This is a genomic window from Tenacibaculum pelagium (genome assembly GCF_014062345.1).
Taxonomy (GTDB): Bacteria; Bacteroidota; Bacteroidia; order Flavobacteriales; family Flavobacteriaceae; genus Polaribacter; species Polaribacter pelagius.
In genome coordinates, this window is the sequence record NZ_JACGLS010000003.1 from 143,840 (window position 1) to 166,167 (window position 22,328).

21 protein-coding genes and 5 tRNA genes are annotated in these 22,328 nt (G+C 33.0%); 25 read left to right on the forward strand and 1 reads right to left on the reverse strand.

What is annotated here, in order from left to right; translation table 11 throughout:
- Positions 1-55 precede the first annotated feature (55 nt).
- The 18 genes from rpsU (at position 56) to H3Z83_RS07795 (ending at position 15,229) form a co-directional block, all read left to right on the forward strand.
- Entirely contained in the window at positions 56-253 is a 198-nt protein-coding gene (rpsU, locus tag H3Z83_RS07710) for a 30S ribosomal protein S21 (protein WP_182124904.1), read from the forward strand.
- Between the two features lie 82 nt (positions 254-335).
- Positions 336-1,223, forward strand: a complete 888-nt coding sequence (locus H3Z83_RS07715) for a tyrosine-type recombinase/integrase (protein ID WP_182124905.1) — start codon at positions 336-338, stop codon at positions 1,221-1,223.
- A gap of 13 nt (positions 1,224-1,236) precedes the next feature.
- A complete protein-coding gene (locus H3Z83_RS07720) occupies positions 1,237-1,545 on the forward strand; it encodes an HPF/RaiA family ribosome-associated protein (RefSeq protein WP_182124906.1) in 309 nt (102 codons plus the stop codon).
- 98 nt (positions 1,546-1,643) lie between these two features.
- A tRNA-Thr gene (locus H3Z83_RS07725) sits at positions 1,644-1,717 on the forward strand.
- A gap of 34 nt (positions 1,718-1,751) precedes the next feature.
- Positions 1,752-1,834: transfer RNA gene (locus H3Z83_RS07730), tRNA-Tyr, on the forward strand.
- A 69-nt stretch (positions 1,835-1,903) separates the two neighbouring features.
- A tRNA-Gly gene (locus H3Z83_RS07735) sits at positions 1,904-1,976 on the forward strand.
- Positions 1,977-1,988: 12 nt separating this feature from the next.
- Positions 1,989-2,061, forward strand: a tRNA-Thr gene (locus H3Z83_RS07740).
- Positions 2,062-2,142: 81 nt separating this feature from the next.
- Positions 2,143-3,330 carry an elongation factor Tu gene (gene tuf / locus H3Z83_RS07745; protein WP_182124907.1) on the forward strand — a complete coding sequence of 396 codons (1,188 nt, stop codon included), beginning with the start codon at positions 2,143-2,145 and terminating at the stop codon, positions 3,328-3,330.
- A 62-nt stretch (positions 3,331-3,392) separates the two neighbouring features.
- Positions 3,393-3,465, forward strand: a tRNA-Trp gene (locus H3Z83_RS07750).
- A gap of 53 nt (positions 3,466-3,518) precedes the next feature.
- A complete protein-coding gene (gene secE / locus H3Z83_RS07755) occupies positions 3,519-3,716 on the forward strand; it encodes a preprotein translocase subunit SecE (RefSeq protein ID WP_182124908.1) in 198 nt (65 codons plus the stop codon).
- Between the two features lie 3 nt (positions 3,717-3,719).
- Positions 3,720-4,268, forward strand: coding sequence for a transcription termination/antitermination protein NusG (gene nusG, locus H3Z83_RS07760; RefSeq protein ID WP_182124909.1), 549 nt, complete (start codon positions 3,720-3,722; stop codon positions 4,266-4,268).
- Positions 4,269-4,334: 66 nt separating this feature from the next.
- On the forward strand, positions 4,335-4,772 hold the full coding sequence (rplK, locus tag H3Z83_RS07765) for a 50S ribosomal protein L11 (protein ID WP_182124910.1): 438 nt from the start codon (positions 4,335-4,337) through the stop codon (positions 4,770-4,772).
- A 20-nt stretch (positions 4,773-4,792) separates the two neighbouring features.
- Positions 4,793-5,482: a 50S ribosomal protein L1 gene (rplA, locus tag H3Z83_RS07770; protein WP_182124911.1), complete on the forward strand. Its 690-nt coding sequence runs from the start codon at positions 4,793-4,795 to the stop codon at positions 5,480-5,482.
- A gap of 21 nt (positions 5,483-5,503) precedes the next feature.
- Complete coding sequence (gene rplJ / locus H3Z83_RS07775; RefSeq protein ID WP_182124912.1) at positions 5,504-6,019, forward strand: 50S ribosomal protein L10; 516 nt, start codon at positions 5,504-5,506, stop codon at positions 6,017-6,019.
- A gap of 49 nt (positions 6,020-6,068) precedes the next feature.
- Entirely contained in the window at positions 6,069-6,440 is a 372-nt protein-coding gene (rplL, locus tag H3Z83_RS07780; RefSeq protein WP_182124913.1) for a 50S ribosomal protein L7/L12, read from the forward strand.
- Positions 6,441-6,675: 235 nt separating this feature from the next.
- A complete protein-coding gene (gene rpoB / locus H3Z83_RS07785) occupies positions 6,676-10,485 on the forward strand; it encodes a DNA-directed RNA polymerase subunit beta (RefSeq protein ID WP_182124914.1) in 3,810 nt (1,269 codons plus the stop codon).
- 108 nt (positions 10,486-10,593) lie between these two features.
- Positions 10,594-14,865 (forward strand): DNA-directed RNA polymerase subunit beta', encoded by a 4,272-nt coding sequence (gene rpoC, locus H3Z83_RS07790; RefSeq protein WP_182124915.1) that lies wholly within the window; start codon positions 10,594-10,596, stop codon positions 14,863-14,865.
- A 55-nt stretch (positions 14,866-14,920) separates the two neighbouring features.
- Positions 14,921-15,229 carry a DUF3467 domain-containing protein gene (locus H3Z83_RS07795; RefSeq protein ID WP_182124916.1) on the forward strand — a complete coding sequence of 103 codons (309 nt, stop codon included), beginning with the start codon at positions 14,921-14,923 and terminating at the stop codon, positions 15,227-15,229.
- Positions 15,230-15,283: 54 nt separating this feature from the next.
- Here H3Z83_RS07795 and H3Z83_RS07800 read toward each other — a convergent pair whose 3' ends face one another.
- Positions 15,284-15,970, reverse strand: a complete 687-nt coding sequence (locus H3Z83_RS07800) for a Crp/Fnr family transcriptional regulator (RefSeq protein ID WP_182124917.1) — start codon at positions 15,968-15,970, stop codon at positions 15,284-15,286.
- A gap of 104 nt (positions 15,971-16,074) precedes the next feature.
- On the opposite strand from H3Z83_RS07800, the gene H3Z83_RS07805 reads away from it, so the two are divergent.
- The 7 genes from H3Z83_RS07805 (at position 16,075) to ccoS (ending at position 22,325) form a co-directional block, all read left to right on the forward strand.
- The gene (locus H3Z83_RS07805) at positions 16,075-18,447 is read left to right on the forward strand and encodes a heavy metal translocating P-type ATPase (RefSeq protein ID WP_182124918.1); all 2,373 of its coding nucleotides are present in this window, start codon (positions 16,075-16,077) and stop codon (positions 18,445-18,447) included.
- Between the two features lie 6 nt (positions 18,448-18,453).
- Entirely contained in the window at positions 18,454-18,786 is a 333-nt protein-coding gene (locus tag H3Z83_RS07810; RefSeq protein ID WP_182124919.1) for a cupin domain-containing protein, read from the forward strand.
- Positions 18,787-18,790: 4 nt separating this feature from the next.
- Positions 18,791-19,456 carry a deoxyribose-phosphate aldolase gene (gene deoC / locus H3Z83_RS07815; RefSeq protein ID WP_182124920.1) on the forward strand — a complete coding sequence of 222 codons (666 nt, stop codon included), beginning with the start codon at positions 18,791-18,793 and terminating at the stop codon, positions 19,454-19,456.
- A 1-nt stretch (position 19,457) separates the two neighbouring features.
- Positions 19,458-20,156, forward strand: coding sequence for a purine-nucleoside phosphorylase (deoD, locus tag H3Z83_RS07820; RefSeq protein WP_182124921.1), 699 nt, complete (start codon positions 19,458-19,460; stop codon positions 20,154-20,156).
- Positions 20,157-20,208: 52 nt separating this feature from the next.
- Positions 20,209-21,570, forward strand: coding sequence for an oxygen-independent coproporphyrinogen III oxidase (hemN, locus tag H3Z83_RS07825; RefSeq protein WP_182124922.1), 1,362 nt, complete (start codon positions 20,209-20,211; stop codon positions 21,568-21,570).
- A gap of 95 nt (positions 21,571-21,665) precedes the next feature.
- Positions 21,666-22,004, forward strand: a complete 339-nt coding sequence (locus tag H3Z83_RS07830) for an EF-hand domain-containing protein (RefSeq protein ID WP_182124923.1) — start codon at positions 21,666-21,668, stop codon at positions 22,002-22,004.
- 153 nt (positions 22,005-22,157) lie between these two features.
- Entirely contained in the window at positions 22,158-22,325 is a 168-nt protein-coding gene (gene ccoS / locus H3Z83_RS07835) for a cbb3-type cytochrome oxidase assembly protein CcoS (RefSeq protein ID WP_182124924.1), read from the forward strand.
- Positions 22,326-22,328 lie beyond the last annotated feature (3 nt).

The window sequence follows — 22,328 nt, forward strand, 5'->3', positions numbered from 1 at the left end:
CTTTGCAGTCCTAAAAACAAAATTTAGAGACTACAATGAAGGGAGGTGCTAATACATGTTAATCATTCCAGTTAAAGAAGGAGAGAATATCGATAGAGCGTTAAAACGTTATAAACGAAAGTTTAGAGATGTTAAAACGATGAGAGAATTACGTAGCAGAAAGCAATTTGATAAGCCATCTGTAGTAAAAAGAGCTCAAAATATCAAAGCATCTTACGTTCAGAGATTAAGAACACAAGAAGAAGTAGGTTAGAAATAATTTACTAAAAATATAAAACCTGTATTGTTTTTCAATACAGGTTTTTTTGTATCTTCAAATTAAATATTAAGAGTTAATGCTTATACAAGCTTTTTTAGATTATTTAGAATATGAAAAAAAATATTCTAAGCATACCATATTGGCTTACAAAACAGATTTAGTAGAATTTAAAGATTTCTGTGATGTTCAGTTTGATCAAGATGATATTGAAAATATTCATTATAATCAAATTAGAACGTGGATTGTTGATTTGGTTAATAGAGGAGTCGTAAATAGAAGTGTTAATAGAAAGGTTTCGTCGTTAAAGTCATTTTATAAGTTTTTACAGAAAATTAATGAGATAGAGGTAAATCCATTAGCAAAGCATAAAGCATTAAAAATTAAAAAAAAAATACAAACACCTTTTGATGAAAATGAAATAGAGCAAGTAATAAAAGGTATGAGTAATGATCTCGATTTTGAGTCTGTTAGAAATAGGTTGATTGTGGAGTTGTTGTATTCAACAGGAATTAGGAGAACGGAGTTAATTAATATCAAAGAAAAAGATATTGATTGTAACAAAGGAGTGATTAAAGTTTTAGGAAAACGAAACAAAGAAAGGTTTGTAATGTTATTACCATCTGTTAAAAATACTTTAGTTAAGTATTTGGCTCTAAAAAAAGAATATGAAATAGAAGGTGTGGAGGAGCTTTTAGTGACTAAAAAGGGCGTTAAAATTTATGAAACTCTTGTTTATCGAATAATAAATTTGTACTTTAGTAGGGTGTCTTCAAAGGTGAAAAAGAGCCCACATATATTAAGGCATGCTTTTGCAACACACTTGCTAAATAATGGTGCGTCATTAAACTCGGTTAAAGAATTACTAGGGCATTCAAGTTTAGCCTCGACCCAAGTGTATACGCATAATAGCTTGGAGCAGATAAAAAAAGTGTATAACAAGGCTCATCCTAGAGAGTCAAAATAAAGATGGAATAATTATGAAAGTATTCACGCAATCAGTAAACTTTACGGCAGATAAAAAGTTATTAGATTATATTGATAAAAAGATTGAAGGGTTAGAGAAGTTTCATGATAAAATTGTTGATGCAGAGGTTTTTTTAAAAGTTCAAAAAACAAGCGAAAAAGAAAATAAAATTACAGAGGTTAAGATTAATATTCCAGGGAATGAGTTGATGGTAAAAAAGGTAACTAAAACCTTTGAAGAGGGTGTTAGTATTGCGGTAGATTCATTAAAAAGAAGTCTAAAAAAATCAAAAGAGAAACATAGAGATTCTTTAGTGTCGTAAAAAGAAGAAAAATAATTTAAAAAAGTTTTAAAAATTAAAAATTACTTTATACATTTGCAGTCCGTTAGAAATAGCGGATTGTTTTTTTATAAGCAATTGCCGATGTAGCTCAGCTGGCTAGAGCAGCTGATTTGTAATCAGCAGGTCGGAGGTTCGAGTCCTCTCATCGGCTCAAAAAAACAAGTTCTTTAATTTATTAAAGTATTGGGGAGATTCCAGAGCGGCCAAATGGGACGGACTGTAACTCCGTTGTCTTACGACTTCGCAGGTTCGAATCCTGCTCTCCCCACTTTTTAAAACTGAGTATCTAATATGTTAAGCTTCAATTTTTGACTATTAGAAAAAGGTTTTAAAATACGCGAGAGTAGCTCAGTTGGTAGAGCGTCAGCCTTCCAAGCTGAATGTCGCCGGTTCGAACCCGGTCTCTCGCTCTAAAATTCCAAGCCGGTGTAGCTCAGTTGGTAGAGCGCATCCTTGGTAGGGATGAGGTCACCGGTTCAAATCCGGTCATTGGCTCTTTTTTTAGTGAAAAAGAGTATAGAAGAATTTTTAAAAGTAACACTAAATATATTTAACTAAGAATTAAAATTAATAATCATGGCAAAAGCAACTTATGATCGTTCGAAACCACACTTAAATGTTGGTACTATCGGTCACGTAGATCACGGTAAAACTACATTAACTGCTGCAATCACTAAGGTTTTAGCAGATGCAGGATTTTCAGAACAAAGAGATTTCGATCAAATCGATAACGCTCCTGAAGAAAAAGAAAGAGGTATTACAATTAACTCTTCTCACGTAGAATATGCAACAGCAAACCGTCACTACGCGCACGTAGACTGTCCAGGTCACGCCGATTACGTAAAGAACATGGTAACTGGTGCTGCTCAAATGGATGGAGCTATCTTAGTAGTTGCTGCTACAGATGGTCCAATGCCACAAACTCGTGAGCATATCTTATTAGGTCGTCAGGTAGGTATTCCTCGTATCGTTGTTTTCTTAAACAAAGTTGATATGGTTGATGATGAAGAGCTTTTAGAATTAGTAGAAATGGAAGTTAGAGAATTATTATCTTTCTATGAGTATGATGGAGATAATGGTCCTGTAGTTGCAGGTTCTGCTTTAGGAGCTTTAAATGGTGAGCAAAAATGGGTTGACACTGTTTTAGAATTAATGAACCAAGTTGATGAGTGGATCGAAGAGCCGCCAAGAGAAACTGAAAAAGATTTCTTAATGCCAATCGAAGATGTATTCTCTATTACTGGTCGTGGTACTGTTGCTACTGGTCGTATTGAAACTGGTATCATCAACTCTGGAGATCCTGTTGAGATCATCGGTATGGGTACTGAGAAATTAACTTCTACAGTAACTGGTATTGAAATGTTCCGTCAAATCTTAGATAGAGGTGAGGCTGGAGATAACGCTGGTATCTTATTAAGAGGTATTGCAAAAGAAGATATTAAAAGAGGAATGGTAATCGTTAAGCCAGGATCTGTAACACCACATGCTAAATTTAAAGCTGAGGTTTATGTCTTAAAGAAAGAAGAAGGTGGACGTCACACTCCATTCCATAATAACTACCGTCCACAGTTCTACGTACGTACAACTGACGTAACTGGTAACATTAACTTACCTGATGGAGTAGAAATGGTAATGCCTGGAGATAACTTAACTATTACAGTTGATTTAATCCAGCCAATTGCATTAAACTTAGGTTTACAGTTTGCTATCCGTGAAGGAGGTAGAACAGTAGGTGCAGGTCAGGTAACTGAAATTTTAGACTAATTAATTAGTTTATATCATATAAAAAAGGAGTCTTTTTCGAAAGACTCCTTTTAAAATGAAATACGGGTTTAGCTCAGTTGGTAGAGCACTGGTCTCCAAAACCAGGTGTCGGGGGTTCGAGTCCCTCAATCCGTGCAAAACTAAAGCGAGTTGCGATATTAATCACAACTCGTTAAAAGGATAAAAACATGAACAACTTTATACAATACATCAAGGATTCTTTTGAAGAATTAAACACAAACATGACTTGGTCTTCTCGTGAAGAGGCTCAAAAGTCAACTGTAGTTGTTGCAGCATTTACTGTTGCTTTTGCGTTAGCAGTTGCAGCTATAGATAAAGTTTTTCAAACAGGATTAGATAATTTTTTCCAAATGTTTAATAACTAGATTATGGCTGAGTCGGTGATGAAGTGGTATGTAGTTAGAGCTGTTGGAGGTCAAGAGAATAAGGTGAAAACCTATATCGAGACTGAAATTGCTCGTTTTGGATTATCTGATTATGTAAATCAAGTAATCGTTCCTACCGAGAAAGTAATTCAGGTAAGAAACGGTAAAAAAGTTAACAGAGAAAGAGTTTACTTTCCTGGTTACGTAATGATAGAAGCTAATTTAGCAGGTGAAGTTCCTCACGTAATAAAATCGGTAACTAATGTTATTGGTTTTTTAGGTGAAACAAAAGGAGGAGAGCCAGTACCAATGCGTAAATCTGAAGTAAACAGAATGTTAGGTAAGGTAGATGAGCTTTCTGTTAGAGATGAAAATGTTGCAATTCCTTATAATGTTGGAGAAACAGTAAAAGTAATTGATGGTCCTTTTAACGGATTCGATGGTACAATCGAAAAAGTAAATGAGGAAAAACGTAAGTTAGAGGTAATGGTTAAGATTTTTGGAAGAAAAACACCATTAGAACTAAGTTACACACAAGTAGAGAAAATATAATTGTTACACCTATATTTAGATGTGTTTAAAGCTTCCATTTTAAACATATTGATTAAAACTTAAACAATGGCAAAAGAAGTAAGTAAATTAGTTAAACTACAAGTTAGGGGAGGTGCTGCGAATCCGTCGCCACCAGTTGGACCCGCTTTAGGTGCTGCCGGTGTTAACATCATGGAGTTCTGTAAGCAATTTAATGCTCGTACACAGGACAAACAAGGTAAAGTATTACCTGTTGTTATTACAGTTTATACAGACAAATCTTTCGAGTTTGTTGTAAAAACACCACCAGCTGCAGTACAATTATTAGAAGCGGCCAAAATTAAGAAAGGTTCAGGAGAACCAAATAGGAAAAAAGTAGCGAAAGTTTCTTGGGATCAAATCAGAACAATTGCAGAAGACAAAATGGTAGATATGAATGCCTTTAAAGTTGAGTCTGCAATGAGAATGATCGCCGGAACTGCTCGTTCTATGGGATTAACAGTAACAGGTGATGCACCTGCTTAAACTTTAAAAGATATTTAGAAATGGCAATTACTAGAAAGCAAAAAGAAGCTCGTGCTAAGATAGATAGCTCTAAAGTTTATAGCTTAAATGAGGCATCAGCTTTAGTTAAAGAAATTACAAATGTAAAGTTTGACGCATCTGTAGATTTAGCAGTACGTTTAGGAGTAGATCCTCGTAAAGCAAATCAAATGGTACGTGGAGTTGTTACATTACCACATGGAACAGGTAAAGATGTTAAAGTATTAGCATTAGTTACTCCAGATAAAGAAGCAGAAGCTAAAGAAGCTGGTGCTGATTATGTTGGATTAGATGAATACCTTCAAAAAATTAAAGGAGGATGGACTGACGTTGACGTTATTATTACTATGCCTAGTGTTATGGGTAAGTTAGGTCCTTTAGGTCGTGTTTTAGGACCAAGAGGTTTAATGCCTAACCCAAAGACTGGTACAGTAACTATGGACGTTGCAAAAGCAGTTACAGAAGTAAAAGCTGGTAAGATCGATTTTAAAGTTGATAAAACTGGTATCGTACATGCAGCAATTGGAAAAGTATCTTTTGATGCTCAAAAAATCCAAGAGAACGCAAACGAATTACTTCAAACGTTATTAAAATTAAAGCCAACAGCGGCAAAGGGAGCATATATTAAGAGTATTTTTATGTCTTCAACAATGAGTCCAAGTATTGCTGTAGAGGAAAAATCTATATTGTAAGGCAGTTAAAACTTATTCATTATGACTAGAGAGGAAAAATCACAAGTAATACAAGATTTAACAGCACAGTTAGCAGATACAAATACCATCTATTTAGCAGATATTTCTGGTTTAGATGCTGTAACTACTTCTAACTTACGTAGAGCTTGCTTTAAAGCAAACGTACAATTGGCTGTTGTAAAGAACACCATGCTTGCAAAAGCAATGGAAGCTTCTGATAAAGAGTTTGGAGAATTACAAGATGTATTAAAAGGTAATACTTCATTAATGATTGCTGAAGCAGCAAATGCACCAGCAAAATTAATTAAAGAGTTCCGTAAAAAATCTGATAAGCCTTTATTAAAAGGTGCTTTTGTAGAAGAGGCAGTTTATGTTGGAGATGACCAATTAGACGCTCTTGTTAACATTAAGTCTAGAGAAGAACTTATTGGAGACATTATTGGATTATTACAATCGCCTGCTAAGAACGTTATTTCAGCGTTACAATCAGGAGGTCAAACACTTTCAGGTATTGTTAAAACTTTATCAGAAAAATAATTACGCGCACTAATAAACTAAATAAATAAAATTTCAAAAAACAATTAAAATGGCAGAATTAAAAGATTTCGCAGAGCAATTAGTTAACTTAACAGTAAAAGAGGTTAATGAATTAGCTACTATTTTAAAAGATGAGTATGGTATCGAGCCAGCAGCAGCAGCAGTAGCAGTAGCAGGTCCAGCAGCAGGAGGAGATGCAGCAGAAGAAAAATCTGAATTTGATGTAATCTTAAAAGCAGCAGGTGGTTCTAAGTTAGCTGTTGTAAAATTAGTTAAAGAATTAACTGGTTTAGGATTAAAAGAAGCTAAAGGTATCGTAGATAGCGCTCCTGCAGCAGTAAAAGAAGGTGTATCTAAAGATGAGGCTGAAGGTCTTAAAAAGTCTTTAGAAGAAGCTGGAGCTGAAGTAGAGCTTAAGTAAGCATACTCCCGATTTAAAACGGGAAACAACAATTAAGGTTTAGGTACTAGAAACGTAAGTTTTTAGTCCTAAACCATTTTGTGTATATATTCGTTATTTATTTTTTCACTTTTTTTAAATCGTGAAAATACGATTATAAAGCGCTGATTTTTAATCAGTAAGAGCAATTAAAATTGCAGTATAGAAACTAGGAAGTTTCAGAAAATATATTTTTAATTTAAAAATAGCATCTCTTTTGGCAACGATAAACACTACTGAAAGGATTAACTTCGCATCTTCGCGCTTAGGAGCTGATTATCCAGATTTTTTAGATATTCAGGTAAAATCTTTCCAAGATTTTTTCCAATTGCAAACTAAGGCAGAAGAAAGAGGAGAAGAAGGTTTGTATAAAACCTTTATGGATAACTTTCCGATTACAGATACCCGTAATCAATTTGTATTAGAATTTTTAGACTACTTTGTAGATCCACCAAGATATAGCATTCAAGAATGTATAGAAAGAGGATTAACACATAGTGTTCCTTTAAAGGCTAGATTAAAGCTTTACTGTACAGATCCTGAACATGAAGATTTTGAAACAATCGTTCAAGACGTATATTTAGGTACAATTCCTTATATGACAAATTCTGGAACCTTCATTATTAATGGAGCAGAAAGAGTTGTGGTATCACAATTACACCGTTCACCAGGTGTATTCTTTGGGCAATCTTTCCACGCAAACGGTACTAAATTGTACTCTGCAAGGGTAATTCCTTTTAAAGGTTCTTGGATTGAATTTGCAACAGACATCAATCAGGTAATGTATGCCTACATTGATCGTAAGAAAAAATTACCAGTAACAACGTTATTCAGAGCCATAGGTTTTGAAAGAGATAAAGATATTTTAGAGATCTTTGATTTAGCTGAAGAAGTAAAAGTTTCTAAAGCAGGATTAAAGAAAGTATTAGGGCGTAAATTAGCAGCAAGAGTTTTAAAAACTTGGCATGAAGATTTCGTAGATGAGGATACTGGAGAAGTAGTATCTATTGAGCGTAACGAAATAGTTTTCGACCGTGATACAATTATAGAAAAAGAGCATATTGATGAAATAATCGAAGCTGGTGCAAAAACTATCTTATTACATAAGGTAGATAATGACATGGCAGATTATGCAATCATTCACAATACATTACAAAAAGATCCTACCAATTCTGAAAAAGAGGCAGTAGAACATGTATATAGACAATTACGTAATGCTGAACCGCCAGACGAGGAGACTGCAAGAGGAATTATTGAAAAATTATTCTTCTCAGAGCAACGTTACTCTTTAGGTGAGGTAGGACGTTTTAGAATGAATACGAAGTTAGGTCTTAATGAAGATATAGACCAAAAAGTATTAACTAAGACTGATATTATTACTATTATCAAGTATTTGATTGAGTTAATCAATTCTAAAGCTGAAGTAGATGATATCGATCACTTATCTAACCGTCGTGTAAGAACTGTTGGTGAACAATTAGCAGGTCAGTTTGGTGTAGGTTTAGCTCGTATGGCACGTACTATTCGTGAAAGAATGAATGTTCGTGATAACGAAGTATTTACTCCGATCGACTTAATTAATGCGAAGACATTATCTTCAGTAATTAATTCATTCTTTGGTACCAACCAATTATCTCAGTTCATGGATCAAACGAATCCATTAGCAGAGATTACACACAAACGTCGTTTATCAGCTTTAGGACCTGGAGGTTTATCTAGAGAAAGAGCAGGATTCGAGGTTCGTGATGTTCACTATACACACTACGGTCGTTTATGTCCGATTGAAACACCAGAGGGACCAAATATTGGTTTAATTTCTTCATTAGCAGTTTTTGCTAAGGTGAACAATTTAGGATTTATCGAAACTCCTTATAAGAAAGTAGAAGAAGGTACTGTATTAGACCAGGATCCAATTTATTTATCTGCTGAGGAGGAAGAAGGAATGAAAATTGCACAATCTAACTTAGAAGTAGACACTAAAGGTGCATTTACAGCAGATAGAGTAATTGCTCGTGAAGAAGGAGATTTTCCAGTTGAAACTCCTCAAGCAATTAATTATATGGATGTTGCTCCAAACCAGATTGCATCTATATCAGCGTCATTAATTCCTTTCTTAGAGCATGATGATGCCAACCGTGCGTTAATGGGATCGAACATGATGCGTCAAGCAGTTCCATTATTACGTCCAGAATCTCCAATTGTAGGTACTGGTTTAGAGCGTAGAGTTGCAAAAGATTCTCGTATCTTAATAAATGCTGAGGGAGCAGGAGTTGTTGAATATGTTGATGCAAATAAAATTACAATTAAGTATGATAGAACTGAAGATGAGCGTACAGTAAGTTTCGATTCAGACGAAAAATCATATAACTTAATTAAGTTTAGAAAAACCAACCAAGGAACAAACATTAACTTAAAGCCAATTGTAAAAGCTGGTGATAGAGTTGAAGAAGGTCAAGTTCTTTGTGAAGGTTATGCAACACAAAAAGGAGAATTAGCTTTAGGTAGAAATATGAAAGTAGCCTTTATGCCTTGGAAAGGGTATAACTTTGAGGATGCGATTGTAATTTCTGAAAAAGTTGTTCGTGAAGATATCTTTACTTCTATCCATATCGATGAATATTCATTAGATGTTCGTGATACGAAATTAGGAGCTGAAGAATTAACAAACGATATTCCAAATGTTTCTGAAGAGGCTACAAAAGACTTAGACGAAAATGGAATGATTCGTATTGGTGCTGAAGTGAATCCAGGTGATATCTTAATTGGTAAAATTACACCAAAAGGAGAATCTGATCCGACACCTGAAGAAAAATTATTACGTGCTATTTTTGGTGATAAAGCAGGTGATGTAAAAGATGCATCATTAAAAGCTTCTCCATCATTAAGAGGGGTAGTAATTAATAAAAAGTTATTCAAACGTGCAGTAAAAGATAAAACTAAGCGTGCTCGCGATAAAGAAGCAATTGCAACTTTAGAAGCATCTTATGTACATAAGTTTGAAAGTTTAAAAGACAGATTAGTAGAAAAGTTATTCAACTTAATTGCTGGAAAAACTTCTCAAGGAGTATTTAACGATTTAGAGGAGGAAGTATTACCAAAAGGTAAAAAGTTTACTCAAAAGATGTTAAATTCTGTTGAAGATTTTACACACTTACATGGTACTTGGACTACTGATAAAGATTTAAACAAATTAGTTGTTGAATTAGTTCATAACTATAAAATTAAAGTAAACGATTTACAAGGTTCTTTACGTCGTGAGAAGTTTACAATTTCTGTAGGAGACGAATTACCAGCAGGAATCTTAAAACTTGCTAAAATTTATGTTGCTAAAAAGCGTAAGTTAAAAGTAGGAGATAAGATGGCAGGACGTCACGGAAACAAAGGTATTGTTGCACGTATTGTACGTCAAGAAGATATGCCTTTCTTAGAAGACGGAACACCAGTAGATATCGTATTAAACCCATTAGGGGTACCATCTCGTATGAATATTGGTCAGATTTATGAAACAGTTCTTGGATGGGCAGGTCAAAAATTAGATCAAAAGTATGCAACACCAATTTTTGATGGAGCAAACATTAACGAGATCAATGCTTTAACAGACGAAGCAGGTATTCCAAGATATGGTCATACATATTTATATGATGGAGGTACAGGTAAGCGTTTCGATCAACCAGCAACGGTAGGGGTAATTTATATGATTAAGTTAGGTCACATGATTGAAGATAAGATGCACGCGCGTTCTATCGGACCTTACTCATTAATTACACAACAACCATTAGGAGGTAAAGCTCAGTTTGGTGGTCAGCGTTTTGGAGAGATGGAAGTTTGGGCACTAGAAGCATATGGTGCATCTAGTATCTTAAGAGAAATCTTAACTGTAAAATCTGATGATGTATTAGGTAGAGCTAAAACATACGAAAGTATTGTTAAAGGTGAAACTATGCCAGAACCAGGATTACCTGAATCATTTAACGTATTAATGCACGAACTGAAAGGTTTAGGATTAGACGTTAAATTAGAAGAATAATAAACAGTGAAATATCATTAGGTAGAATTGATTTTCTACCTAATGATAAATCATTTTAAATATACGTCTCTTTAGAGACAAATTTTTAATTCGAATCCATTACTTATTATGGCAAGAAAAAACGAAAAATACACTGTTAAGAAGTTTAACAAAATCTCAATTGGTTTAGCGTCACCTGAATCTATTTTAGAAGCTTCAAGAGGTGAGGTTTTAAAACCAGAAACAATAAACTACCGTACTCATAAGCCTGAGCGTGACGGATTATTCTGTGAAAGAATATTCGGACCTGTAAAAGATTATGAGTGTGCGTGTGGTAAATATAAGCGTATCCGATATAAGGGTATTGTTTGTGATCGATGTGGTGTTGAAGTTACTGAGAAAAAAGTACGTAGAGATAGAGTAGGTCACATTAACTTAGTAGTACCTGTAGCTCATATTTGGTATTTTAGATCGTTACCTAACAAAATGGGATACCTTTTAGGGTTACCATCTAAGAAGTTAGATATGATTATTTACTACGAGCGTTATGTAGTAATTCAACCAGGTATCGCTAAAAACGGTGAAGGAGAACCATTACAAAAAATGGATTTCTTAACTGAAGAAGAATATTTAGACATTGCTGAGGAATTACCTCAAGACAATCAATATTTAGATGATACAGATCCTAACAAGTTCATCGCTAAAATGGGAGCTGAGTGTTTAATTGATTTATTAGAAAGAATCGATTTAGACACCTTATCATTTGAATTACGTCACAAAGCAAATACTGAAACTTCTAAGCAACGTAAAAACGAAGCATTAAAGCGTTTAAATGTTGTTGAAGCATTCAGAGATTCTCAAAAGAATAGAGAAAACAACCCAGAGTGGATGATAATGAAAGCAGTTCCGGTGATTCCACCAGAGTTACGTCCATTAGTTCCATTAGATGGTGGTCGTTTCGCTACTTCTGATTTAAATGATTTATACCGTCGTGTAATCATCCGTAATAACCGTTTAAAGAGATTAATGGAGATTAAAGCTCCAGAAGTTATCTTACGTAACGAAAAGCGTATGTTACAAGAATCTGTAGATTCATTATTCGATAATACGCGTAAATCATCAGCAGTAAAAACTGAATCTAACAGACCATTAAAGTCTTTATCTGATAGTTTAAAAGGTAAACAAGGACGTTTCCGTCAAAACTTATTAGGTAAACGTGTTGATTATTCTGCACGTTCGGTAATTGTTGTTGGACCAGAGTTAAAATTATTTGAATGTGGATTGCCAAAAGATATGGCAGCAGAATTATACAAGCCTTTCGTTATTCGTAAGTTAATTGAAAGAGGTATTGTTAAAACTGTAAAATCTGCAAAGAAGATTATAGATAGAAAAGAACCAGTTGTTTGGGATATTTTAGAAAACGTAATTAAAGGACATCCAGTTTTATTAAACCGTGCTCCTACGTTACACCGTTTAGGTATTCAAGCATTCCAACCAAAATTAATTGAAGGAAAAGCAATTAGACTACATCCACTTGCATGTTCTGCCTTCAATGCCGATTTTGATGGGGATCAAATGGCGGTTCACTTACCATTAGGACCAGAAGCTATTTTAGAAGCTCAGTTATTAATGTTAGGATCTCATAATATCTTAAATCCTGCAAATGGTGCGCCTATTACGGTACCATCTCAGGATATGGTATTAGGTCTTTACTATATGACAAAAGAAAGAAAGTCAACTCCTGAAGTACCTGTAAAAGGTGAAGGATTAACTTTCTATTCTCCAGAAGAGGTAATTATTGCCTTAAATGAGGAAAGAGTAGACTTAAATGCAGGTATTAAAGTTCGTACGCATGATGTAGTAGATGGTGAGGCTGTAACTAGAATTATAGAAACTACAGTTGGTAGAGTTTTATTTAACGAAAAAGTACCTAAAGCTGCTGGTTATATTAATGAGGTTTTAACTAAAAAGTCATTAAGAGGTATTATTGGTAATATTTTAAAAGTTACTGATATTCCTGCAATAGGAAATTTCTTAGATGAAATTAAAAACATGGGGTATAGATACGCTTTCGAAGGAGGTTTATCATTCTCATTAGGAGATATCATTATTCCTGCTGAAAAACAATCAATGATTGCTGAAGCAAATAAGGAAGTAGATGGTATTGTTGCAAACTATAACATGGGTATGTTAACGCAGAAAGAGCGTTATAATCAGGTAATTGATGTTTGGGGATCTACCAACAACAGATTAACTGAGCTATCGATGAAACGTTTACGTGAAGATCAACAAGGATTTAACTCTGTATTTATGATGTTAGATTCTGGAGCACGTGGATCGAAAGAACAGATTCGTCAGTTAACAGGTATGCGTGGATTAATGGCAAAACCTAAAAAATCGACTGCTGGTGGTGGAGAAATTATTGAAAACCCGATTTTATCTAACTTTAAGGAAGGATTATCGATTTTAGAATACTTTATCTCAACACACGGTGCTCGTAAAGGTTTAGCAGATACGGCATTAAAAACAGCCGATGCAGGTTATTTAACGCGTCGTTTAGTTGATGTATCTCAAGATGTAATCGTAAACGAAGTAGACTGTGGTACATTAAGAGGTTTAGATGTTGCACCATTAAAGAAAAACGATGAAATCGTAGAATCTTTAAGCGATAGAATTTCAGGTCGTACAGCATTACATAATGTATTCGTACCTAATTCTGAAGAATTATTAGTTGCATCTGGTGAATTAATTACACCAGTTTTAGCAGAGAAAATTCAAGCATCAGGTATCGATAAAGTTGAAGTTCGTTCAGCATTAACATGTGAATCTGAAAGAGGAATATGTGAAAAATGTTACGGTCAATCTTTATCAACAGGTAAAAAAGTTCAAAGAGGTGAAGCAGTTGGTGTAATTGCAGCACAATCTATTGGAGAGCCTGGTACACAGTTAACATTACGTACGTTCCACGTTGGTGGGGTAGCAGGTAACATTTCTGAAGATAACAAGCTAATCGCTAAGTTCGACGGTAATGTTAAGATTGAAGATTTACGTACTGTAATAGGGAAAGATAAAGAAGGTAAAGAAATTGAAATCGTTATCTCTCGTACAGCTGAAATTAAAATTACAGATAAAAAGACAGGTATTACATTAAGTACTAACATTATTCCTTATGGTTCTGTTATTTTCGATAAGAAAAGAAAGACAATTAAGAAAGGAGATGCAGTATGTCAATGGGATCCATTTAACGGAGTTATCGTTTCTGAGTTTGGAGGAAGAGTTAAGTTCGATAATTTAGAGCAAGGTATTAACTACTCTGTTGAAATTGATGAGCAAACAGGTTTCCAAGAGAAAGTAATGATTGACTCTAAAAACAAAAAAATTATTGCTTCATTAATTATTGAAGATGCTGATGGTAATGCTTTACGTTCGTACAGTTTACCAGTAGGAGCTCATTTAATGGTAAATGATGGTGATAAAGTAGAGTCTGGTCATACTTTAGTTAAGATCCCACGTAAGTCTGGTAAAGCAGGAGATATTACAGGAGGTTTACCACGTGTAACAGAATTATTCGAAGCACGTAACCCATCTAACCCAGCAGTAGTTGCTGCAATTGATGGAGTTGTATCTTTCGGTAAAATTAAGCGTGGTAATCGTGAGATTATTATTGAATCTAAAACAGGTGAGATTAAAAAATACTTAGTTAAGTTATCTAATCAAATCTTAGTTCAAGAAAATGATTTCATTAAAGCAGGTATGCCATTATCAGATGGAGCAATTACTCCGATTGATATCTTAAATATTCAAGGACCATCTGCAGTACAACAATACTTAGTAAACGAAATTCAAGAAGTATATCGTTTACAAGGGGTGAAAATTAATGACAAGCACTTCGAAGTAGTAGTACGTCAAATGATGCGTAAAGTTAAAATTATCGATTCTGGTGATACTCTTTTCTTAGAGAATCAATTAGCTCATAAGAATGACTTTATCAAAGGAAACGATGCTATCTACGGAATGAAAGTTGTTGAAAACGCTGGAGATTCTGATAACTTAAAAGAAGGGCAAATTATTTCTGCTCGTCAGTTAAGAGATGAAAACTCATTATTACGTAGATCAGATAAGAATTTAGTAGAAGCACGTGATGCTCAACCAGCAACAGCTGAGCAAGTATTACAAGGTATTACTAGAGCTTCGTTACAAACGAAATCATTTATCTCGGCTGCGTCATTCCAGGAAACTACTAAAGTATTAAACGAAGCCGCTGTAAATGGTAAAGTTGATACATTAGAAGGATTGAAAGAAAATGTAATTGTTGGTAAGAGAATACCAGCTGGTACAGGAATGAGATCTTACGATGATCAAATCGTAGGACCTAAAGATGAAATGGAACAAAGTTTATAATTTCTAAGATAAGACCTCTAAATTTTTAGAGGTCTTTCTTTTTAAATTCGTATAAATGGAAGATAAAAAAGACCCACAATTAAATATCGAATTAGATCAAGAAGTTGCAGAAGGTACGTATAGTAACTTAGCAATTATTAATCATTCGGTATCAGAATTCATTGTTGATTTTATTAACATTATGCCAGGAGTACCCAAGGCAAAAGTAAAATCAAGAATTATTTTAACACCGCAACATGCTAAAAGACTAACAAAAGCATTAGCTGAGAATGTTCGTAGATTCGAACAAGCTCATGGTGAAATAAAAGATTACGAGCAAGTGCCTATTCCAATGAATTTTGGAGGAACTACAGGAGAAGCTTAAAAATAAAAAACGTCTATTATAGACGTTTTTTTTATGAGTAATATTTAGGTTTAATTAAAAACCAGTAGAAATATCTTTTAACTTCTGAGTATCGAGTATAAAAACTTGTTTTCCTTTTAAATTGATAAGTCCTTTCTTTTTAAACTCAGAAAGTAAACGAATAGCACTTTCAGTAGCAGTACCAATAATATTAGCAATATCTTCTCTTGATAAGTTAACATCTATCGCACCATCAGCATCCTTTTCAAACTTACCATCTAAATAAAGAAGTGTAGCAGCTAGTCTTTGTTTTACAGTTTTCTGTGCCATATCAACAATTACATTATCTGCATTTTTAAGTGAAGAAGCCATGTTTTTAAGAATATCCATGGTAAATTTTGGATTCTTTTCTAAATCACGAACAATTTCTTCTTTTGGAATAAAGCAAACTTCCATATCGTTGACCGCAATAGCTTTTAAGTTTGAAACTTCATCATTTATCAAACTTCGCTCACCTAATAAGTCTCCTTTTTTAATTAAATTAACAATTTGATCGCGACCATTATCACTCATTTTAGAAACTTTACAAATTCCATCTTTCACGCAAAAAACACCATTAATATGTTCTCCTTCTTCAAAAAGTATTTCACCTTTTTTTATAGTTTTAGAGGTTTTACAACTAGAAATTCTAACCAATTCATCTTTTGTAAGTGCTTTTAAAGAATTAAATTGACGAACAATACATTGTTCACATTTGCTCATAAAATCGTGCTTTTGTGTATACTTCAAAGATAACCAAAAGCTGATAAATATCATATTTTTAAATATATTCTTATTAGATATTTGCACTAGGCAAAAGAGTAAATATGGAAAGCACACAATGTTTTCACTGTGGTAACGAGTGCGATACTGAAATAATTACAATAAAGGAGAAATCTTTTTGTTGTAATGGTTGTAAAACCGTTTTCGAAATTTTTTCTGAAAACGATTTAACTTGTTACTACGATTTTCAAAATAACCCTGGAGCAATTCCAGAAGAGATTCAAGGAAAATATGATTTTCTTGAGAATGAACCTATTGTTGATAAATTACTAGAGTTCAACGATGGTAATGTTCAAGTAGTTAATTTATATATTCCACATATTCATTGTAGTTCTTGCATTTGGGTGTTAGAAAATTTGCATAAACTGCAAAAAAATGTTTCCTCATCACAAGTTAATTTTCCAAAGAAAACAGTTCGAATAACTTTTAATTCTGATATTACTTCATTAAAAGAGATTGTGTTGTTATTAAGCTCTATAGGATATGAACCTTATATTTCTTTAGAGGATTATGAAGTTGGAAAAAAGAAAGTAGATCGTAGTTTAATTTATAAATTAGGAATTTCTGGTTTTGCTTTTGGTAATGTGATGTTTTTATCATTTCCAGAGTATTTCGAAGTGTCAGGATTTTGGTTAGAACAATACAAAGGAATCTTCCGTTGGTTAATGTTTTTCTTTTCTCTACCAGTTGTTTTTTATGCTTCTCAAGACTATTTTATTTCTGCTTATAAAGGACTACGTTCTAAAATTTTAAATATTGATGTACCTATTGCTTTAGGAATAACAGTATTGTTTATTAGAAGTTCTGCAGAAATCATTTTTGATTTAGGAACAGGATTCTTCGATTCATTAACAGGATTAGTTTTTTTTCTATTGCTAGGGAAATTCTTTCAACAAAAAACCTATAATTTTTTATCATTTGAACGTGATTATAAATCCTATTTCCCAATAGCTGTTACTAGAATTACTTCTGATGGGGAAGAAGAGAATACTCAGATTTATGAGGTAGAAAAAGGAGATAGATTGTTAATTAGAAACCAAGAATTAATTCCTGTAGATGGAATTCTTATCAACGGAGAAGCTAAAATAGATTATAGCTTTGTTACTGGTGAAGAAGTTCCTGTTTCAAAAAAGTCTGGAGATAAATTATTTGCTGGAGGAAAACAATTGGCAGGAGTTATAGAAATGGAAGTATTGAGTTCAGTTTCACAAAGTTATTTAACTCAACTCTGGAGTAATGATGTTTTTAAGAAAGATAAAAATTCAAGTTTTAAAACCTTAACAGATAACATAAGTCAGCATTTTACAATTACAGTTTTATTAATTGCATTTGTAGCTACAGTATTTTGGTTATATGTAGATTCTAGCAAAGCCTTAAACGTATTTACCGCTGTATTGATAATTGCGTGTCCTTGTGCAATTGCATTGGCAGCACCGTTTACTTTAGGTAATATGTTGCGTATTTTCGGTAAGAAGAAATTCTATTTAAAAAATGCGACGGTTGTTGAACAATTAGCCGCAATTGATACGGTAATTTTTGATAAAACAGGAACTTTAACAACTAGTAAAGAGAGTTCGATTGTTTATCAAGGAGAAGAGTTGAATTCTAACGAAAAGTCAATTTTGAAGAGTTCTTTAAGAGCTTCTAATCACCCGTTGAGTAGAATGCTATATAGTTCTTTAAAAGAGAAATCGTTAGAAATAGAAAATTTTAAAGAATATACAGGAAAAGGGATTGAAGCCAAGTATTTAGAAACTAAAATTAAGGTTGGTTCTTCATCATTTGTAAAAGATGAATCTGAAAAAACGAATTTAGATACTTCTGTTCATATCAGCATTGATAATGAATACAAAGGGAAATACGTTTTTAAAAATGCCTACAGAGATGGAGTAGAAAGTTTGTTTTCTGAATTAAAATCTAATTATAATTTGGCAGTTGTTTCTGGAGATAATGAAGGAGAAAAGAAATATTTAGAAGAAATTTTACCTAAAGGGACATCATTTTTATTCAACCAAAAACCTAATGATAAGTTAGAGTACGTTGAAGAGTTACAAAAGGGTAAGAAAAGTGTAATTATGATTGGGGATGGATTAAACGATGCAGGTGCTTTAGCACAAAGTAATGTTGGGATAGCATTGTCAGAAAATATTAATGTGTTTTCACCAGCTTGTGATGCCATTTTAGATGCATCAAAATTTAGTAAAATAGGATCATATATTAACGTTTCAAAAAAAGCAGTTCAGATAATAAAATATTGTTTTGTATTATCTTTATTATATAATGTTATCGGGTTGTATTTTGCAACAACAGGACAATTAAAGCCTGTAATAGCAGCAATATTAATGCCTTTAAGTTCAATTAGTATTGTAGTTTTTACAACGATAGCAACTAATTTATTAGCAAGAAAAATTAAATAAAAAATTATGAAAGTAGCCTCATTTTTAGAAGATATAAAGTTTAACGAAATGAAACCAGCAGTTTCATTATTATTAGATACAGACTTTTCAAAAGAAATACGAGTTGTCTTTAAAAAAGGGCAAACAATGGAAGATCATCAAGCTCCGTTTGCAATTATTGTTCAGGTGATAAAGGGAAGTATTGATTTTGGAGTAGAAGGAGAAGTGAAACAAATGAACACGGGAGATATCATTTCATTAAAACCACAAGTAGTACATAATTTAACAGCTACTGAAGAAAGTATTGTACGTTTGTCTTTATCAAAATCGGATACTTTAAAAAGAGTAAAAAACGTATAGACTTATGAAAATCAATAAATATATAGATCACACATTATTAAAAGCAACAGCAACCAAAGAGCAAATTGTAAAATTATGTGCTGAAGCCAAAGAGTATAATTTTTACGCAGTTTGTGTAAATGGTGGTTATGTTGAATTGGCGGCAAAAGAATTAGAAAACTCTGATGTAAAAGTAGCAGCAGTAATAGGTTTTCCATTAGGTGCGATGACTACTGAAGCTAAAGTTTTTGAAGCTAAAAATTGTATTGAAAACGGAGCTTCAGAAATAGATATGGTTATCAATATCGGAAAGTTATTAGATGGTGAAAATGAGTATGTAGAAAATGAAATCCGATTGATAAAACAAACTATAGGAGAGAGTGTTTTAAAAGTAATTTTTGAAAACTGCTATTTGTCAAAAGAACAAATTAAAACAGCAAGTCAATTAGCTATAAATGCAGGGGCAGATTTTGTAAAAACATCTACAGGATTTGGAACAGGCGGAGCAACTTTTGAGGATGTTCAATTAATGAAAGATGTAGTAAAAAAGAATGCTCAAATAAAAGCAGCTGGAGGAGTACGAGATACAGCAACTGCTATTAAATACATTGAAATGGGAGTAACCCGTTTAGGAACCTCTTCAGGAGTTTCATTAGTTACTAAAGGAGTTTCAGATAAAAATCAATATTAAGATGAGTGTTCATTTAGAAGCAAAAAAAGGAGAGATTGCTGAAACGGTTTTGTTACCAGGAGATCCAATGCGTGCAAAATGGATTGCTGAAACATTTTTAGAAAGCCCAGTTTGTTATAATGATGTACGTGGAATGCTAGGGTTTACGGGAACTTATAAAGGAAAGAAGGTTTCAGTGCAAGGAACAGGAATGGGAATTCCGTCAACGTTGATTTATGCACACGAACTAATTAATGAATACGGAGTTGAAAATTTGATTCGTGTTGGTTCTGCTGGATCTTATCAAAAAGAAGTGAAAATCCGTGATATTGTAATTGCGATGGCTGCTTCAACAAATTCAGGGCTAAATACTATTCGATTTAACGGAGCTGATTATGCTCCAACTGCTAGTTTTGAATTGTTTGAAAAAGCATTACATACCGCTAATAAAAAGTGTATTGCAATTAAAGCTGGAAATATTTTAAGTTCAGACGAATTTTATGCAGATGAATTTGAAAGTTATAAAAAATGGGCAGATTATGGCGTATTATGTGTAGAGATGGAAACCAATGGCTTATATACAGTAGCAGCCAAACATAAAGTAAATGCCTTATCTATTTTAACAATATCTGATAGTTTAGTTACTGGAGAAAGAACTACTGCTGATGAAAGAGAACAAACCTTTAAAGAAATGATTGAAATCGCATTAGAATTGGCATAATATCATTGTTATTACTAGCGATAGAGAGAAATCTCATCTCAAAAACCAAAACATGAACACACTCATTCAAAAATATAATATTCCAGGACCTCGATATACAAGTTATCCAACAGTTCCGTACTGGGAGAACGAAACATTTTCAAAAGAAAATTGGATTAAAACTTTTAAGCAATCGTTTATAGAAAGTAATTCATCAGAGGGAATTAGTTTGTATATCCATTTACCATTTTGTGAAAGCTTGTGTACGTTTTGTGCGTGTCATAAACACATAACTAAACGTCATGAAGTTGAAAATCCGTACATAGAAACAGTTTTAAAAGAATGGGGTTTATATGTTGATTTAGTTGATGAAACTCCAATTATAAAAGAGATTCATTTGGGGGGTGGAACACCAACTTTCTTTTCAGTAGAGCAATTAGAAAAACTAATTAACGGGATTCTAAAGCGAGCTAAAAAACATGAAAATCATGAATTTAGTTTTGAAGGGCACCCAAATAATACAACCAAAGAACATTTACAAAGTTTATATAATTTAGGTTTCACTCGTGTAAGTTTTGGTGTACAAGATTATAACCCAAAAGTACAAGAAGCAATTCATAGAGTACAACCTTTTGAAAATGTTGAGAAAGCTCATAATTATGCTAAAGAAATAGGGTACACTTCAATTAGTCACGATTTGGTTTTTGGACTTCCGTTTCAAACTAAAGAGAATGTAATTCACACGATTAATAAAACCAAAGAATTACAACCTGATAGAATTTCGTTTTATAGTTACGCACATGTGCCTTGGGTAAAAGGTGTTGGTCAACGTGGATTTAATGAGCAAGATTTACCAAAGAATGAAGAAAAAAGAGAACTGTACGAAATAGGAAAAGAATTATTCGCAGAAATGGGATATGTAGAAATAGGGATGGATCATTTTGCATTACCAACCGATAGTCTTTATAAAGCTACAGATGAAAAAACACTACACCGAAATTTCATGGGATATACAGCAAATAAAACCCAATTGATGATTGGGTTAGGTATGTCATCAATTTCTGATTCTTGGTATGGTTTTGCACAAAATGTAAAAACAGTAAAGGAATATGAAAAGTTGGTGAATGAAGGTGAGATTCCAGTATTTAGAGGACACATTTTATCAGAAGAAGATTTAATTATCAGAAAGCATATTTTAAATATTATGTGTCACTTTTCTACTTCATGGAGCGATGAATCCTTAGAAATAGAAAATATAGAAGACCATATTTTAAAATTACAAGAAATGATTGATGACGGCTTAGTTTATGTTGATGGAGATAGTTTATCTGTTCCAGAAAAAGCAAGACCTTATGTACGAAATGTTTGTATGGCTTTCGATAAAAAATTGCATCAAAAACAACCAGAAACGAAATTATTTTCTATGACTATCTAATGTTTTGTTATTGATTATCAGTGTGTTATGATTTTTATCATGTTTTTTAATTCAATTTCTTAATAGCTTTGATAATAACTTAAAACTCAGGTATCATGAAATCAACAGTTAAAACAAATTGGACAAAACAAGAATTTCAAACGTATCTTTTTATTTTTTGTATGAATGCAGATTATAAAGAAACTAAAGAAGAGCTTAAAACTATATCAGTAAAAAGTAATGAAGCTGTATATGAAAAAATGCATTCAGAATTTGAAAAAGATAATGATTACGTTAGTATTCAAAAGCTCCAAACATCAATTAATGAATTAAATTATTCTGAAGAAGAAATAAAGACTCTATTTGATGAAATTAAAGAGTTATTCTTGTCAGATGGAAAGTATGAAATATTAGAAAGAAACTTAATGACAGGGTTAAAAAGACTTTTTAATTAAAAGTGTATATTTCTAATAAAGAAATGAGTTTTATGTAAAAATGAGACTCATTTTTTTATGCACAAAACTTCAAAAAAATCTTGAAACATGACAATTATCATATTTTAAGAAAACACTCAAATCTATCTTTGTTCTATAATTATCAGGCAAGATATGAGCGTTATTTACTTACTACTTACACTAAGTATTTTAGTGGCAATTGTTTTTTTTATTGCATTTATCGTTTCGGTAAAAAAAGGGCAGTACGATGATTCGTACACACCTTCAGTTCGTATGTTATTTGATGATGAACTAGTAAAAGAGGATAAAATTAACAACTAACAA

Excerpts from the sequence above, each read along its gene's own strand:
- rpsU (WP_182124904.1), top strand. The coding sequence starts at position 56 with ATGTTAATCATTCCAGTTAAAGAAGGAGAGAATATCGATAGAGCGTTA.
- H3Z83_RS07715 (WP_182124905.1), top strand. The coding sequence starts at position 336 with ATGCTTATACAAGCTTTTTTAGATTATTTAGAATATGAAAAAAAATAT.
- H3Z83_RS07720 (WP_182124906.1), top strand. The coding sequence starts at position 1,237 with ATGAAAGTATTCACGCAATCAGTAAACTTTACGGCAGATAAAAAGTTA.
- tuf (WP_182124907.1), top strand. The coding sequence starts at position 2,143 with ATGGCAAAAGCAACTTATGATCGTTCGAAACCACACTTAAATGTTGGT.
- secE (WP_182124908.1), top strand. The coding sequence starts at position 3,519 with ATGAACAACTTTATACAATACATCAAGGATTCTTTTGAAGAATTAAAC.
- nusG (WP_182124909.1), top strand. The coding sequence starts at position 3,720 with ATGGCTGAGTCGGTGATGAAGTGGTATGTAGTTAGAGCTGTTGGAGGT.
- rplK (WP_182124910.1), top strand. The coding sequence starts at position 4,335 with ATGGCAAAAGAAGTAAGTAAATTAGTTAAACTACAAGTTAGGGGAGGT.
- rplA (WP_182124911.1), top strand. The coding sequence starts at position 4,793 with ATGGCAATTACTAGAAAGCAAAAAGAAGCTCGTGCTAAGATAGATAGC.
- rplJ (WP_182124912.1), top strand. The coding sequence starts at position 5,504 with ATGACTAGAGAGGAAAAATCACAAGTAATACAAGATTTAACAGCACAG.
- rplL (WP_182124913.1), top strand. The coding sequence starts at position 6,069 with ATGGCAGAATTAAAAGATTTCGCAGAGCAATTAGTTAACTTAACAGTA.
- rpoC (WP_182124915.1), top strand. The coding sequence starts at position 10,594 with ATGGCAAGAAAAAACGAAAAATACACTGTTAAGAAGTTTAACAAAATC.
- H3Z83_RS07795 (WP_182124916.1), top strand. The coding sequence starts at position 14,921 with ATGGAAGATAAAAAAGACCCACAATTAAATATCGAATTAGATCAAGAA.
- H3Z83_RS07800 (WP_182124917.1), bottom strand. The coding sequence starts at position 15,970 with ATGAGCAAATGTGAACAATGTATTGTTCGTCAATTTAATTCTTTAAAA.
- H3Z83_RS07805 (WP_182124918.1), top strand. The coding sequence starts at position 16,075 with ATGGAAAGCACACAATGTTTTCACTGTGGTAACGAGTGCGATACTGAA.
- H3Z83_RS07810 (WP_182124919.1), top strand. The coding sequence starts at position 18,454 with ATGAAAGTAGCCTCATTTTTAGAAGATATAAAGTTTAACGAAATGAAA.
- deoC (WP_182124920.1), top strand. The coding sequence starts at position 18,791 with ATGAAAATCAATAAATATATAGATCACACATTATTAAAAGCAACAGCA.
- deoD (WP_182124921.1), top strand. The coding sequence starts at position 19,458 with ATGAGTGTTCATTTAGAAGCAAAAAAAGGAGAGATTGCTGAAACGGTT.
- hemN (WP_182124922.1), top strand. The coding sequence starts at position 20,209 with ATGAACACACTCATTCAAAAATATAATATTCCAGGACCTCGATATACA.
- H3Z83_RS07830 (WP_182124923.1), top strand. The coding sequence starts at position 21,666 with ATGAAATCAACAGTTAAAACAAATTGGACAAAACAAGAATTTCAAACG.
- ccoS (WP_182124924.1), top strand. The coding sequence starts at position 22,158 with ATGAGCGTTATTTACTTACTACTTACACTAAGTATTTTAGTGGCAATT.